At 42.8% G+C, this 13,926-nt stretch carries 15 protein-coding genes; all 15 read left to right on the top strand.

Features of this window, described 5'->3' with window-relative positions; genetic code table 11:
• Nucleotides 1-73: 73 nt before the first annotated feature.
• Entirely contained in the window at nucleotides 74-1,048 is a 975-nt protein-coding gene (locus tag FAZ19_RS23110; RefSeq protein WP_211245560.1) for a capsular polysaccharide synthesis protein, read from the top strand.
• A gap of 2 nt (nucleotides 1,049-1,050) precedes the next feature.
• Nucleotides 1,051-1,590, top strand: a complete 540-nt coding sequence (locus FAZ19_RS23105; RefSeq protein WP_136823146.1) for a serine acetyltransferase — start codon at nucleotides 1,051-1,053, stop codon at nucleotides 1,588-1,590.
• A 156-nt stretch (nucleotides 1,591-1,746) separates the two neighbouring features.
• Nucleotides 1,747-2,682 carry a glycosyltransferase family 4 protein gene (locus tag FAZ19_RS23100; RefSeq protein ID WP_169305758.1) on the top strand — a complete coding sequence of 312 codons (936 nt, stop codon included), beginning with the start codon at nucleotides 1,747-1,749 and terminating at the stop codon, nucleotides 2,680-2,682.
• A gap of 55 nt (nucleotides 2,683-2,737) precedes the next feature.
• Nucleotides 2,738-3,646, top strand: coding sequence for a hypothetical protein (locus tag FAZ19_RS23095; RefSeq protein ID WP_136823144.1), 909 nt, complete (start codon nucleotides 2,738-2,740; stop codon nucleotides 3,644-3,646).
• A gap of 27 nt (nucleotides 3,647-3,673) precedes the next feature.
• Nucleotides 3,674-4,621: a glycosyltransferase family 8 protein gene (locus FAZ19_RS23090; RefSeq protein WP_136823143.1), complete on the top strand. Its 948-nt coding sequence runs from the start codon at nucleotides 3,674-3,676 to the stop codon at nucleotides 4,619-4,621.
• Nucleotides 4,622-4,624: 3 nt separating this feature from the next.
• A complete protein-coding gene (locus FAZ19_RS23085) occupies nucleotides 4,625-5,482 on the top strand; it encodes a beta-1,6-N-acetylglucosaminyltransferase (RefSeq protein ID WP_136823142.1) in 858 nt (285 codons plus the stop codon).
• Entirely contained in the window at nucleotides 5,479-6,348 is an 870-nt protein-coding gene (locus FAZ19_RS23080; protein ID WP_136823141.1) for a beta-1,6-N-acetylglucosaminyltransferase, read from the top strand. Before FAZ19_RS23085 ends, FAZ19_RS23080 begins: the two co-directional genes overlap by 4 nt.
• On the top strand, nucleotides 6,345-7,340 hold the full coding sequence (locus FAZ19_RS23075) for a glycosyltransferase family 2 protein (protein WP_136823140.1): 996 nt from the start codon (nucleotides 6,345-6,347) through the stop codon (nucleotides 7,338-7,340). Before FAZ19_RS23080 ends, FAZ19_RS23075 begins: the two co-directional genes overlap by 4 nt.
• 32 nt (nucleotides 7,341-7,372) lie before the next feature.
• On the top strand, nucleotides 7,373-8,596 hold the full coding sequence (locus FAZ19_RS23070; protein ID WP_211245559.1) for a hypothetical protein: 1,224 nt from the start codon (nucleotides 7,373-7,375) through the stop codon (nucleotides 8,594-8,596).
• A 4-nt stretch (nucleotides 8,597-8,600) separates the two neighbouring features.
• Entirely contained in the window at nucleotides 8,601-9,746 is a 1,146-nt protein-coding gene (locus FAZ19_RS23065; RefSeq protein ID WP_136823138.1) for a glycosyltransferase family 4 protein, read from the top strand.
• Nucleotides 9,743-10,903 carry a glycosyltransferase gene (locus FAZ19_RS23060; protein WP_136823137.1) on the top strand — a complete coding sequence of 387 codons (1,161 nt, stop codon included), beginning with the start codon at nucleotides 9,743-9,745 and terminating at the stop codon, nucleotides 10,901-10,903. Before FAZ19_RS23065 ends, FAZ19_RS23060 begins: the two co-directional genes overlap by 4 nt.
• Complete coding sequence (locus FAZ19_RS23055; RefSeq protein ID WP_211245558.1) at nucleotides 10,878-12,002, top strand: glycosyltransferase; 1,125 nt, start codon at nucleotides 10,878-10,880, stop codon at nucleotides 12,000-12,002. Before FAZ19_RS23060 ends, FAZ19_RS23055 begins: the two co-directional genes overlap by 26 nt.
• 76 nt (nucleotides 12,003-12,078) lie before the next feature.
• Complete coding sequence (locus FAZ19_RS23050) at nucleotides 12,079-12,519, top strand: S24/S26 family peptidase (protein WP_136823136.1); 441 nt, start codon at nucleotides 12,079-12,081, stop codon at nucleotides 12,517-12,519.
• Between the two features lie 38 nt (nucleotides 12,520-12,557).
• On the top strand, nucleotides 12,558-12,827 hold the full coding sequence (locus FAZ19_RS23045) for a PqqD family protein (protein WP_136823135.1): 270 nt from the start codon (nucleotides 12,558-12,560) through the stop codon (nucleotides 12,825-12,827).
• Nucleotides 12,828-12,831: 4 nt separating this feature from the next.
• Nucleotides 12,832-13,926: a nucleotidyltransferase family protein gene (locus tag FAZ19_RS23040; protein ID WP_136823134.1), complete on the top strand. Its 1,095-nt coding sequence runs from the start codon at nucleotides 12,832-12,834 to the stop codon at nucleotides 13,924-13,926.

Here is a 13,926-nt window from a genome sequence, read left to right as displayed (position 1 = left end):
AGTTATACGGAGTTAAAGAAAGTGCATTAGCTTCTTTGATTTTGCAAAAAGGAAAGATCGAACAAGAAAACAAATGATGAACTCGAGCCAAAACGTAGAAAAAAATAAAATAGTTAGATCGGATAGGACAATAAAAGAGCTGTTTGTCACTTTGCCGCTAATTAAGCAGTTTTGGAAATACTTCCGAGAACGAAAGATACTGCGCGCTCATCAAGAAGTAGTACAGTTTTGGAAACCAATTATTGACGCATACGATAAGGGAAATGTAGAGCGTCTGGTATTGCGACCGAAAAAGGAACTACCCGAGAACAAAATTATTTGGCAATATTGGGGTCAGGGAGGTCATACGCTTGAACTGCCTGAAATTGTTCAGATCTGCTTTGATTCCGTCGATAAATATAAAGGGGATTATCAGGTTATACGTCTGGACGATCATTCCATTCAAGAGTACATTGATTTCCCGGAATTTATCTGGCAGAAAAGAGATACCCCGGCCTTTAATCGTACTTTTTTTTCGGATCTATTACGTTTGGCTTTACTCCACGTTTATGGAGGGGTATGGTTGGATGCCACAATCTTGATGACTGGACCACTGCCTCAAAAGTTTGCAGCGTTACCGTACTTTATGTTTCAACGATCGGCTGAGGTCAAAAACAAATCCTATTGGGAAAGTACGTATGCGTATTATTGGGGATGGAAACCTCAATTTAAAGTAAAGGTTTTAAATAGTATTGTTTTTGCAAAAAAAGAAAACCTAGTAATCACCAAATTGTTGGATTTACTACTGCATTATTGGAAATATCAAGATCAGATTGTAGACTATTTTTTCTTTCAAATATTGTATAATGAGCTTATAAGCGATAAATTAAGGGATGAACAGTGCGAAATCGTAAGTGATACTATTCCGCATCTCATCCAGACAAAAGTAAATGGACAATTGGAAGATATCTCTTATGAACAAGTTTTCGCCCAAACGACACTGCACAAGATGGCGTATTACGATGAGAAAGCATTACATAATTTAAAACATGTTTTAACTACTTACTAACGATGAGTACACCGTATTCCACATATTGCAATGCCGATCGAATGGATTACTTCCCTTTTTTTTCAAAGGGGTATCTAATGGATTGGCTATTGCAGACCGAGCAGTATTGGCTGCGGAAGTATGTGAAGACTTTGCGCAAAGAGGAATATTATACCTTTCACAAGCCAAATAAGTTGCTTAGGTATTATTATCAGCGTAAGAAGAATCGGCTCGGTTATAAATTGGGCTTTTTTATTCCAGCAGGTTGCTTTGGTTCCGGTCTGAAGATATACCATTATGGTTCTATTCTGATAAATCCAAAAACCCGTATTGGAAAAAACTGTACCATCCATGGGAATTGTTGCTTGGGAAGCAAAGGTGTTTTTCCGGATGATGCACCTAACATCGGCGATAATGTCGATATTGGACAAGGCGCTCAAATCTTAGGAGGAATTACTATTGCCGACGGGGTCAAAATTGGAGCGGGGGCAATAGTTGTAAAATCCGTACTTGAACCACGTGCAACAGTAATAGGAGGCGCGGCGAAAATTCTTATTAAGTAATATTTATTGTTTAAATCTGATATGAGACGACCAAATGTAATTATAGAAGCTGGCCTAACAGGTAATCCGTTTAATGGTCATTTCCATTATTGTAAGAATCTTGGACTTTCTCTATTAAAAGGGTTCGGGGAAAAGTATAACTTCTTATTCCTGCTAATGAATAACAATAATATATTTAGACTTCCTGAGCCTTCAAAAGTAATCTCTTATCGGGTATACAAATACTTTCGTCGCTTCTTCTACAAAACCGATATATGGCATATTACCTATCAGCTGACTGATCTTCTACCATTAGAAAGTAAGACTAAAATTTTATTAACCATTCACGATCTGAATTTCCTAAAAGAAAAATCGGAAGCAGAAATTCCCCATTTTTTAACAATTCTACAGCAAAATATAGACCGTGCATCGTCTATAGTTGCTATTTCGAATTATGTTAAAAGTGATATTGAAAAGCATTGCATATTAAACGGTAAAGAAATTCAAGTCATATACAATGGCTGTTCTGTAAATGACGAATTGATTTCGAGTTTACAAGAGACTTCGATCGTGAAGCGAGATACCTATATCTACTCAATCGGTGTAATTGCTAGAAAAAAGAATATTCATGTTTTACCTTATCTCCTTATAGGGAATGATTTAAAGTTAATAATTAGTGGCTTTGTTCAGGATCACGATTACTACGCATCTATTTTGGATATAGTAAAGACATTGCATTTGGAAAATCGAGTATGTTTTACCGGACCAGTATCGGATGAAGATAAATTTAGATACATGCGTGACTGCGCGTTATTTGCCTTTCCTTCATTCGCCGAAGGATTTGGACTCCCGGTGATCGAAGCAATGCGATTTGGGAAAAAGACACTTCTATCTAAACATACATCTCTTCCCGAAATAGGTGGAGAGCTCGCATTTTATTTAGAAAATGAAGAGGAAGAATACCTCAGGCATTTCGCTTTAAATGATCTGCCATTGATTTTAGGAACACCTGCTGACTCTGTAAAAATAAGTGAGTGGGCAAAACAATTTTCTTGGACGAATGCAGCTGCTGAGTATGAAAAACTCTATCAATTTCTTGCTGACAAGCCTTAACTTTGTTTTTTTAGCGCTTTGAATTATCACACGAGTTTAATCAAATACAATACATATGTCTTTTCCACTAATTCGATATTTTAAGAACAGTATAGGTAGTCATATCAGACAGTATATTCCAGGCACTTTTGAAAATATAAAAAATAGAAAGCGGGATATTTTGAAAAAATATATCAATAAAGAAAGAAGTGCAGGTTTATATGTTTCAATGACCACTTTCGAACCGCGTTTGAAGGTTTTCGAATATACGGTACTTTCAATCTTAGCTGGAACCGTATTGCCAGAAAAGATTCTAATTTATGTACCACGTGGGTTTCGAAATCTCGTTGAGCGAAATGATGATTCATGGTTGAAGTATGAGCTAGGGAAGGGGCTTGTGGAAATGATTGAAATGGAAGTTGATTTGGGCTGTCACAGTAAATATTTTTATTCTTTTCAGCAGTATGGGGGGGCAAAAGATATTCTGATTTGTGATGATGACGTAGTTTACTATGAAAATTGGTTGAAGGATTTATTACATGCGATGAGGCATAGAGAATATGATGTGTTTGCATTTAAGGCTGTACAGGTTAAAGTGGTAAATAATACCATTCAACCCTATGATAGCTGGACGCATTGCTCGTTTCGTAGCAGAGGAGAAAATGAACTTCTGTATGCTGAAGGGGTAGGAGGGGTTTTGTATCGAAAAAATAGTATAAATAAAGAAGTTTTAAATAAAGATAAATTCTTAGAGTTGGCCCCTAAGGCGGATGATGTATGGCTATGGTTCTGTACATATTTAAATAGTTGCAGAATAAAATATGTTGTGCCTACGAATACGAAGAAACTTCTGTACGTGATCCCAGGTTCACAGGACACTAATTTATGGGTTGAAAACACGCTAAATAAGAGGAATGATATTTTTGTAAAAAAATGTCATACTTATTTTCTTGAACAATATAATCTTGATTTAACAAGGTATTAATTATCTGCTCAAAGATGAATCTGTAGAATGACTGATCGCAAAGATATATTATCGCAAACCCCCATTGTTGTTGCCTTTACACCAAATTATTTGGTGCCGGTAGCCACCTGCATATTATCTGTGCTACAACATTCCGGGGATGACGACAAATTTCACTTTATCTGTCTGCTGACGGAAGACTTGCCGAAAGAACAGCAGAATCTGTTAATCGAACTGGGTGGACAAAAGTGTCAATTTACTTTTATTAGCCTAGCAGGCAAACTCCAAGATATTTACGTCGACGAGAAATACACCATAGCTGCTTCGTACCGCTTACTATTACCTACACTATTGCCCAAGTATGATAAGGTGCTTTATATTGATTGTGATATGGTCTTTCAGAGCAATCTGGCCGAATTGTACCACACCACGGATTTGGCGGACAACTACCTGGCCGGTGTATTTGAAGCGACGCTTGATTTTCAGCACGAACACATGAAAGCCGTGGGCTGTTTGCCGGGAAGCTACATCAACTCAGGCTTACTCCTCATGAATCTTGCTGCCCTTAGACGGGATAATATGGTGCCTCAATTTTTGGAAGCAGCCAAGGTAGAAGGACTGGAGTTCCCGGATCAGGATGTGCTGAACCAGCTCTGTCGCGGTAAAATAGTCGGACTTCCGCCCTACTGGAATAGTATTCGCACCTTTTTGTTGCCGCAATATAAACGCTTTTTCTTAACATACTACACGGAACAGGACTGGCAGGATGTACAACGAAAGGGTAATATCCATTACACTGGAGCTAAACCATGGAATACGTTTACCGTTGCATTTGATCTTTGGTGGCGGCACTACGACCAATTGCCGATAGCGTTGAAAAGACAGGGGCGGGTGAACCCAAACATGCACATGCTATCCAAGGTATACCGTACAGTGATAGGTAAAGCTGCCGTCGAGGCGGCTAGGTCCGTTTACCGAATGCTAAAAAATAATTAGGGAATGAAGCATGCTTATTTGATCATAGCACACCATGAGTTTGAAGTTCTTCAGAAATTGATCGAAGCGCTAGATGATGAACGCAATGACATTTACCTGCATATTGATAAAAAGGTAAGTCAACTGCCGCATGTAGCGGCGCAGAAAGCGAAGATATTCTTTGTTGCTGATCGAATCGATGTGCGCTGGGGGCACATATCCCAAATAGAATGTGAATACGCCTTGTTTGAAATGGCGTATTACAGTCCGGAAAAGTATACACGCTTTCATCTCCTGTCGGGTACACACCTCCCCTTGAAAAATCAAGATGAGATCCATGCCTGTTTTGCAGATTACGAAGGTAAAGAGGTCTTAAGCTTGCTCTATACCAACGGTTACGAAATTAATATGAAGCTGGAGCGGTATCATTTCTTGTTGAGGTATTTCCGCTACGGAAGACCGTGGCTTCAAAAAAGTGCAAACTTTTTATGGCATATCCTGCTCAAGCTCCAATACATCTTCCATATCCAAAAAAGGAAGCTTAATGTCACCCTGAAAGCGAACAATTGGGTGAGCTTGACACCCGCCGCCGTTGCCTTTATCTTGAAAAGAAAAACGGAGGTGAATCAACGATTTAAATGGTCGCTGTGTGGAGACGAATTTTTTGTGCCTTATCTGCTTGAACAGGATAAGAAATCGTTTACGCTCGTTGGCGTGGAGCATATGCTCTATAATGAATTTATTGGAAGTAATCCAAGGACGCTAACGAGTGATGATCTTGATTTTTTGCTGCAGTCGGACTATCTATTTGCACGCAAATTCAGCAGTACAGATCTGCAGGTCGTGGATCGTATTCTTAAACATATTGGAGTGGCCCTATGAAACATGCTTATCTTATCCTTGCACACAACGAATTTCCGATATTGGAGCGCCTTGTCAAGGCGTTGGATGATCCGCGGAATGATATCTATATCCATGTGGACCGCAAGACCAGCGTGCTGCCCGAGTTGAAAACAGCGCATGCGGGTTTGTCGATTTTATCCGACCGCATCGATGTACGGTGGGGAGATGTTTCCGTCGTAGAAGCAGAGTTCTTGCTGTTTGAATGGGCTGCTAAAAATGGTGGGTATACATACTATCACCTCCTGTCTGGGGTAGATATGCCATTGAAGTCGCAGGATGAGATTCATGCTTTCTGCGATAAACAACAAGGAAAGGAATTTATTGGATTTAGTAAAGGAGATATAAACGCTCAAATAGAGCGAAAAGTACAGCGTTACCACCTCTTTCCTCGAGATTTTCGGGATCATAAAGGCTTTTTTGGTTTTAGCCGACGCTTGTTACGGTACGTATACCTCAGGCTGCAGGATCTCTTTGGAATGAAGCGGAATCAACACATCGAATTTAAGAAAGGCACCCAATGGGTTAGTGTAACCCATGATTTCGTAACCTATATACTTTCGGAAAAAGCAAAAGTGCTGCATACGTATAAGAACACCTTCTGTAGTGACGAAATATTTATACAGACACTGTGCTGGCATTCACCGTTTCGGGACAGTGTATATGACCTTAACAATGAAGGAAACGGATGCATGCGGATGATTAGATGGAAAGCCAATCAGATTTGGGACTGGGAAAATAAAGATTTCGATATACTGATGGCATCGGATGCCTTATTTGTCCGGAAATTTAACAGCCGGAATCTGGAGATCGTGGATAAATTATTAAATAAAGTAACGGGATCATGAGAGAGGAGTTGGTGTCGGTTATTATACCAGTATATAATGCAGAACAAACGCTGCACGTCTGCTTGGAAGCACTACGGTCACAGACCTATCCTAACCTGGAATTTATTTTTATCAACGATTGTAGTACCGACGGTAGCTTGGCGTTGCTGCAACACTTTGCCGAATCAATGGAAGACAAACCGTCTCCTACAATCAAAATCGTTAGCCATGCCCAAAACCAAGGTGTAGCGAGCGCCCGAAACACAGGGTTGGACAATGCGACAGGTATCTATGTGTATAATGTTGACGCAGACGATCATATTGAACCGGAAGCAATTGCCTTAATGGCTGCTGCCGCAAAAAAAGCCGATGCGGATATCGTCGGCTTTAACTGGTTCTTAACCTTCCAACAAAACGAACGGAAAATGAAACAGCCTGCTTTTCGCGATGCATGGGATGCGGTACAACAGATGCTAGCGGGGACGATGCGCTGGAACTTATGGCTCTTCTTGGTGCGCCGCTCTTTATATGAGGAAAAGCAGATTCGCTTTCAGCCCGGTATGAACATGGGAGAGGATCTTCTGGTCATGATGAAATTGTTTGTACATGCCCGATCTGTTACGTATCTTGATAAACATTTGTACCACTATGGCCAATCGAATACCAACTCATTAACGAAAACCTATTCCGATCGGCATATTATGGAGGTGACGGCAAATATCAATGAGGTGGACCGGGTTTTAAGAAACAGTAAGTTTGCAACAGAAATTGGGGATCATCTGGATTTTTTAAAACTTAATATTAAGTTGCCCTTACTGATTTCGGATAAAAAGGAACAATACCAAAGATGGCTAGCCTGGTTTCCGGAAGCAAATGCAAAAATTAATAAGAATAAGGCGTTGCCATTGCGGACACGCCTGTTACAGGAACTGGCCGCACGCCGCCAGTTTTGGGCGGTGAAGCTATATTATAAATTGGTGATCCGCTTAATATATGGCATACTTTATAAATAGATTAGGATAAGTTGGTACGGTTTATACAATATATGATGACAGGGGTACTGGTAAGTTTTTACCTGTTTCCCATTGGACTCACCTTTCTTCCAGCTAGCGTGAACACCAAGATGCTGATGGCCGTCGCGGGTGTGGGGCTTGCTGGTCTATACCTCATCAACAAACGCGAAATCACCGTATCAAGACCATTGCTTGGAGCGATAGGATTCGCTTTTGTTTTCTCTTTAATTTGTTTTTATTCGGTCGACTACAACCATACCAACGACTACGCATACGCGACTTATTTCTCTTCGTTTTTTACGTGGCTGGGTGGAGCTTATGCTGTTTGCTGGGCAATACGGAAGGTACATGGGGAGGTTGATTTCAAACGGCTTACCTTCTATCTGGCGGGGGTATGTTTTGCACAGTGTGTCTTGGCTATTATGATTGACCGTATACCGGCTTTTCAGCTGTTGGTAGACCGATATATTGCACAGGGACAGGAGTTTTTTCAGGAAGTGGACCGCCTCTACGGAATCGGTGCGGCACTGGATCCTGCGGGGGTTCGTTTTTCCCTTGTTCTGATCATGATCGTAGCGCTCTTAAGTAAGCACGTAGAGGTGCGCTCGGATCGACGCAGTATTATTTTGCTTTTGATCGCCTTCTTTTCCATTACCGTAATTGGAAATATGATATCCCGTACCACCATTATCGGACTTTTGCTATCTATAGGGTATTTGCTGTTAAGCACGGGTTTATTGCGCTTTGTATTAAAGAAAGAGCACGCTAAATTTTTGCGGATTTTTGGCTTGATGTTATTTTGCTTCATTGGTATCTCCGTTTATCTTTATCATACCGACGTGGCATTTTATGATAATATGCGGTTTGCTTTTGAAGGTTTTTTTAACTGGGTAGAAAAAGGGGAATGGAAAACGGACTCGACCGACAAGCTAAATAATGAAATGTGGATCTGGCCCTCAGACTTGCAGACCTGGCTCATCGGGTCGGGACTTTTCAATAACTATGTATATAGTACCGATATCGGATATTGCCGTTTCATCTTATACTGCGGACTGGTGGGATTCGGTGTATTTGCCCTGTTTTTTGTGTACAATGCCTATGTTTTTGGTGCCGCGTACCCGCGATACGGCATGATGTTCTTTCTCTTTTTGATCCTGACCTTTGTGGTATGGATAAAGGTAGCAACCGACATATTCGTGATTTATGCCTTGTTTTATTGCTTAGATAGTCCTAAATTTCAGCGAAAACCTATTTAAATAAATGAAGAAAATCAAAAGGGTAGTATATTGTATTGGAGGTACTTTCAACTCCGGTGGCATGGAACGCGTGCTGGCCAATAAAGCGAACTATTTGGCCGCACAGGGAATCACTGTGGCGATTGTGACAACCGATCAACAGCAACGTGCGCCTTATTTTACCTTAAATGAGCTGATTTCTTGTTTTGATCTGGGGATTAACTATACGGCTAGTAGCAATCAAAATATACTGCAAAAAGGCTTAGGCTATCTCGTCAAGCAATGGCGGCATAGACGAAAACTTCGACGGCTGCTTAAGGAGCTGAAAGCGGATGTGGTGATCTCCATGTTCGATAACGATGCGAATTTGCTATGGGGTATCCAGGATGGAAGCAAAAAGATTCTGGAAGCCCATTTTTCGAGATTTAAACGGTTACAATATGGTCGGCGTGGCTTATGGAAGCGAATAGACGCGTGGCGAAGTGAACAAGACCTAAAGGTCGCTAAACAATACGATAAATTTGTAGTACTTACGGAAGAGGATAAGGAATATTGGGGCGAGCTGCCTAATATGACCGTGATTCCCAATGCCCACAGCTTTGCGCCGGAACAGCCTGCTGCCTTGGCCAATAAACGGGTGATTGCGGTTGGTAGGTACGATTACCAAAAGGGATTCGATGAGTTGATTGCGGCGTGGGCCAGTGTAAAGGAGGTGTTCCCTGATTGGCAGCTGCATATTTTTGGTAAAGGTGAACTAGAGGAGGCTTACAGAAAGCAAATCAAGGGGCTGGACCTCCAGGATGTTGTAAGACTCTGCCCTCCAACGGAAAAGATAGCGGAGGAATATTTAAGCAGCAGCATATTCGCGATGACTTCCCGCTACGAGGGCCTCCCGATGGCGATGCTCGAAGCGCAGGCCTGTGGGCTTCCGCTGGTAGCTTATGCCTGCAAATGTGGCCCCCGGGACATTATTGTCGACGGCCAAAATGGATACTTAATCCCCGAAGGTGATCAAGCAGGAATGGCGAATGCCTTGATTCGATTAATGCAGGATGAGGAACTTCGAAAACGGATGGGTAGCAATGCGCGACATGAATCGGTGCAATTTTCGGAAGAAGGGGTGATGAAACGCTGGATGGATCTTTTGGGTCAACTAATTAATAAGCAATGACGCAGGTGGGATTGAATAACGCTTCGGCAGGACGAAAAACCATTGTCGTATCTGCTGTTAACCTGGTAGAGGCCGGTACATTGGCGATCTTACGCGATTGCCTTGCGTATTTATCTGTATTGGCAGCAGAGGAAGATTACCGCGTCGTCGCGATCGTCTTTAAAAAAGAACTAGCGGAATTCCCCCATATTGAATATATCGAAACGCAATGGCCTAAGAAGCGGTGGGTAAACCGGTTATGGTACGAATATGTCAGTATGAAGCGGATTTCGAAAGCATTATCTCCTGTATACCTGTGGCTTTCCCTCCACGATACGACGCCTAGTGTAGTGGCCGAACGTAGGGCGGTGTACTGCCACAATGCCTACTCGTTTTACAAATGGAAGTTGAACGATTGGTTTTTTACACCTAAAATAGCGCTGTTTGCGATCTTTACCAAATACATCTATCGTACCAATATTCGTAAAAATAAATATCTTGTCGTTCAGCAAGAATGGTTTAGGCAGGCCATGTCTAGTATGTTTGGAATCGATCAACAGTCAATTATTGTAGCTCCGCCCAACTATCCGCAACGCCAAGTTTTAATAGATCGTTCGTTCGGGTCTGCTCCCTATTCTTTTATATTTGCAGGGTCGCCGAATAGCCATAAGAACTTTGAATGTATCTGCGAAGCGACGGACATACTGGCAAAACAAGATAGCTTGCCGCCTTTCACGGTTCGTATTACCGTTAGTGGGGAAGAGAATAATTATGCCCGCTGGCTGAAAAAGAAGTGGGGTAGTATCCCACAGCTGGATTTTGTCGGCTTTTTGGGCAGGGAGACACTTTTCGAATATTATGGCAGTAGCAACTGCCTTATTTTCCCGTCTAAAGTGGAAACCTGGGGATTGCCTATCTCGGAGTTTTCTGATTTACACAGGCCCATGCTGCTGGCTGATCTGCCCTATACGCACGAAACAGCGGCAGGATCTGAGCAGGTCGCTTTTTTTAACCCGGATAGCCCCACCGAGCTTGCGACTCACATGGCCCGGCTTATTCAAGGGGATACCAGTGAGCTGACAAAGGTAGAGCCGACGGATAGCGCCGCGCCGCGCGCGGAATCGTGGCAACAATTGTTTACTATTTTACTACATGATGAAAATATTACAGATCGGTAAATTTTATCCCATTCGTGGGGGTGTGGAAAAGGTAATGTACGACCTGACAGCAGGTTTGTCGGAAGCGGGGATTGCCTGCGATATGCTATGTGCAACCACCGAAAATCACCCGGGGGGCGTTATTCAGCTCAATGCGCTGGGAAGGATTATCGCCATTCGTACCCAGATTAAATTTGCGGCGACCATGATTGCTCCGGCAATGGTGCTTAAATTGCGGCGCATCGCGAGCGACTACGATATCATACATATCCATCATCCTGACCCAATGGCCTGCCTTGCCCTGTTTTTATCGGGCTATAAGGGTAAGGTAGTCCTGCATTGGCACAGCGATATCTTGAAGCAAAAGACTTTATTGAAACTGTATAGACCGCTGCAGGATTGGTTAATAAATCGGGCGGATCGTATTGTGGGCACAACGCCCGTGTATGTGCAGCAATCAGACTTTTTACAGGGAGTTCAACATAAAATTGATTTTATCCCCATCGGGGTGGAGCCGGTGAAAGCGGATCCAAAACGTGTGACAGACATCCGTAGCCAATATCCCGACAGGAAATTGGTCTTTTCGCTGGGTCGGTTAGTCGAGTATAAAGGCTATCGTTACTTGTTGGATGCGGCAAAAACATTGGATCCGAGTTATATGGTGCTCATTGGTGGTATGGGCCCACAGCGTGAAGAACTTCTACATATCATACAGGAACACGGTCTTCAAAATAAGGTCGCGCTACTAGGGTATATCGCTGATGATGATGTGCCGAATTACTTTGCCGCCTGCGATGTGTTCTGCCTCAGCTCCACCCTCAAAACAGAGGCATTTGCTATTGTACAGATCGAGGCCATGTCCTGTAGTAAACCGGTGGTATCTACACATATTCCCGGGTCGGGGGTGGATTGGGTGAATCAACATGGTGAATCGGGGGTGGTCGTGCCAAAGGAAGATGGATCAGCCTTGGCGAAAGCCTTTGAGCAGGTCATCGAAGACCCTGCTTATTATCAAAAACTAGCAAATGGGGCTAGCGCGCGCTTCGAAGCGTATTTCACGCGGGATCGGATGGTAGCAGCGGCGACCCAGTTGTATCAAAAGCTGGAAATGGAAAAGTGATTTAGGAAACAACTGCCAAGGATTGTTGAATTTTCGATATATTTGTGTTGGAGCGATTATAGAACCGGAATCAGATATGAAGAGTGCATCTTTTAAAAAGTTAACGGTAGCAAATAGCGTATTCTTTGATCAGGTGAAGGAATATTTGGATGGTGGGAAGAAAGTGACTATACCCGTAGCCGGAGGTAGCATGCGCCCTTTTCTCCGCCAAGGGGACAAGGTTGTAATAAAAGCAATTGAACCGGCAGATATGAAGCTGGGACGAATTTTATTGGCTTATACGCCGCAGGGCTACGTGCTGCACCGGCTTGTACGTAAAACGGCAAAGGAAGTATGGCTGGCTGGAGATGCGAATCTACAGCAACTGGAACGAATACCGAAAACGGCACTTTGGGCAGTGGTTATTGAAGCCTACAGGGGTGATAAAAGGAAAAATCCATATGCCCTGCCTACGATGCTAGCGGCCTGGCTGTGGTATGGCGCCCGTCCGCTTCGGCGAATAATCGGCAAGTGTTGAAATTAGAAATAATAAGGGAACGACTAATCGGTAAAGATATGAGAATACGAGAGGACTTAAAATTGCGGCAGATTGGCGATGATTATATTGTCGTGGAGCCGGGACAGGATATGGTGGATATGTCGAAAGTATACACACTGAATGAAACCGCAGCTTGGTTGTGGAATGCACTCAAAGGAAAAGATTTTTCTGTGGAAACGGTGGTAGAATTATTACGTAACGAATACGATGTTAAGGAGAAAGAGGCACAGGAAGACGTAGCGAAGTTGTTGGCCATTTTCGAAGAACAGGGTTTATTAGAGGCGTAAGGGAATGGGTGAGCCAATCCAACACGCGTTCTTTTTATTACTGAAAGCTGGATTGTGGGGCAGGGAACTGTCGTCCGCTCCTTGTTTTCCGCTTTCCAAATCACAATGGAAATCACTTCTGTCGATGGCTTCAAACCATACGGTGGAGGGGATTGTTTTTGAGGGCATGCGGAGGCTACCCAATAAGGATCTTCCGCCTAAAGATGTTGTATTGCCATGGACTGTGCGCGTAGATCGTATCGAACGCAGTAACCAGTGGATGAATAAAGTGTTAGGTCAGCAGGTAAGATTCTTTCATAAACACAATATATCGGCTTGCTTGTTAAAAGGACAAGGATTGGCCTTATGTTATGATAATCCACTGCGGCGTGTGTGTGGCGATATTGACTGGTACTTTAATACAGTAGATGACTATACGCGGGCAAATCAACTCATTTCCGAGGCCGGAATAGCATTGACCTATACACCTGGGTTTAGTTGTAATTATATATGGAATGGTTGTGAGATAGAGCATCACCGAAAGATGATCGATCTGTACAATCCCTTTGCGTACCGTTATCTTAAAAGGATGGAAATGGAACAGTTTGAAAATAGGAAGTACCTTGAAGTGGAGGGCGAGCAGGTGGTTTTACCGGCTCCTTTGCTCACCTTTGTACAGGTAAATGCACATATTTTAAAACATATTCTTTCATTTGGAATTGGTATCCGGCAGCTTTGTGATTCGGCTAGAATGTGCTATACTTATCATAAGCAAGTGGACGGAAACGAACTTAAGGCGACCTACAGACGACTGGGGATCCTCCGATGGGTGGAGCTGCTTCACGCAATATTGGTGAAGTTTATCGGTTTGCCGAAGGAATATCTTCCATTTGCCTTATCGCCAGACATAGATGCGGACTGGATGATGGAGGAAATCTGGCAGGCTGGCAATTTTGGATTTCATGATGCACGGGTGGATCTGCAGCAGGAGCGTGATCGAAACGAACGCGTTGACGTTGTCGGACGCTGGAGTAGTAATTTTAGAAAATATGTGTATTATGCGCCAATGGAAGCTGTTTTTTTTCCGTTAACGCAGTTGTATTCTCGATACGTAAAATAG

This window comes from Sphingobacterium alkalisoli, assembly GCF_005049105.1.
GTDB classification, from domain to species: domain Bacteria; phylum Bacteroidota; class Bacteroidia; order Sphingobacteriales; family Sphingobacteriaceae; genus Sphingobacterium; species Sphingobacterium alkalisoli.
This window is presented reverse-complemented; position numbering and strand designations above follow the sequence as displayed.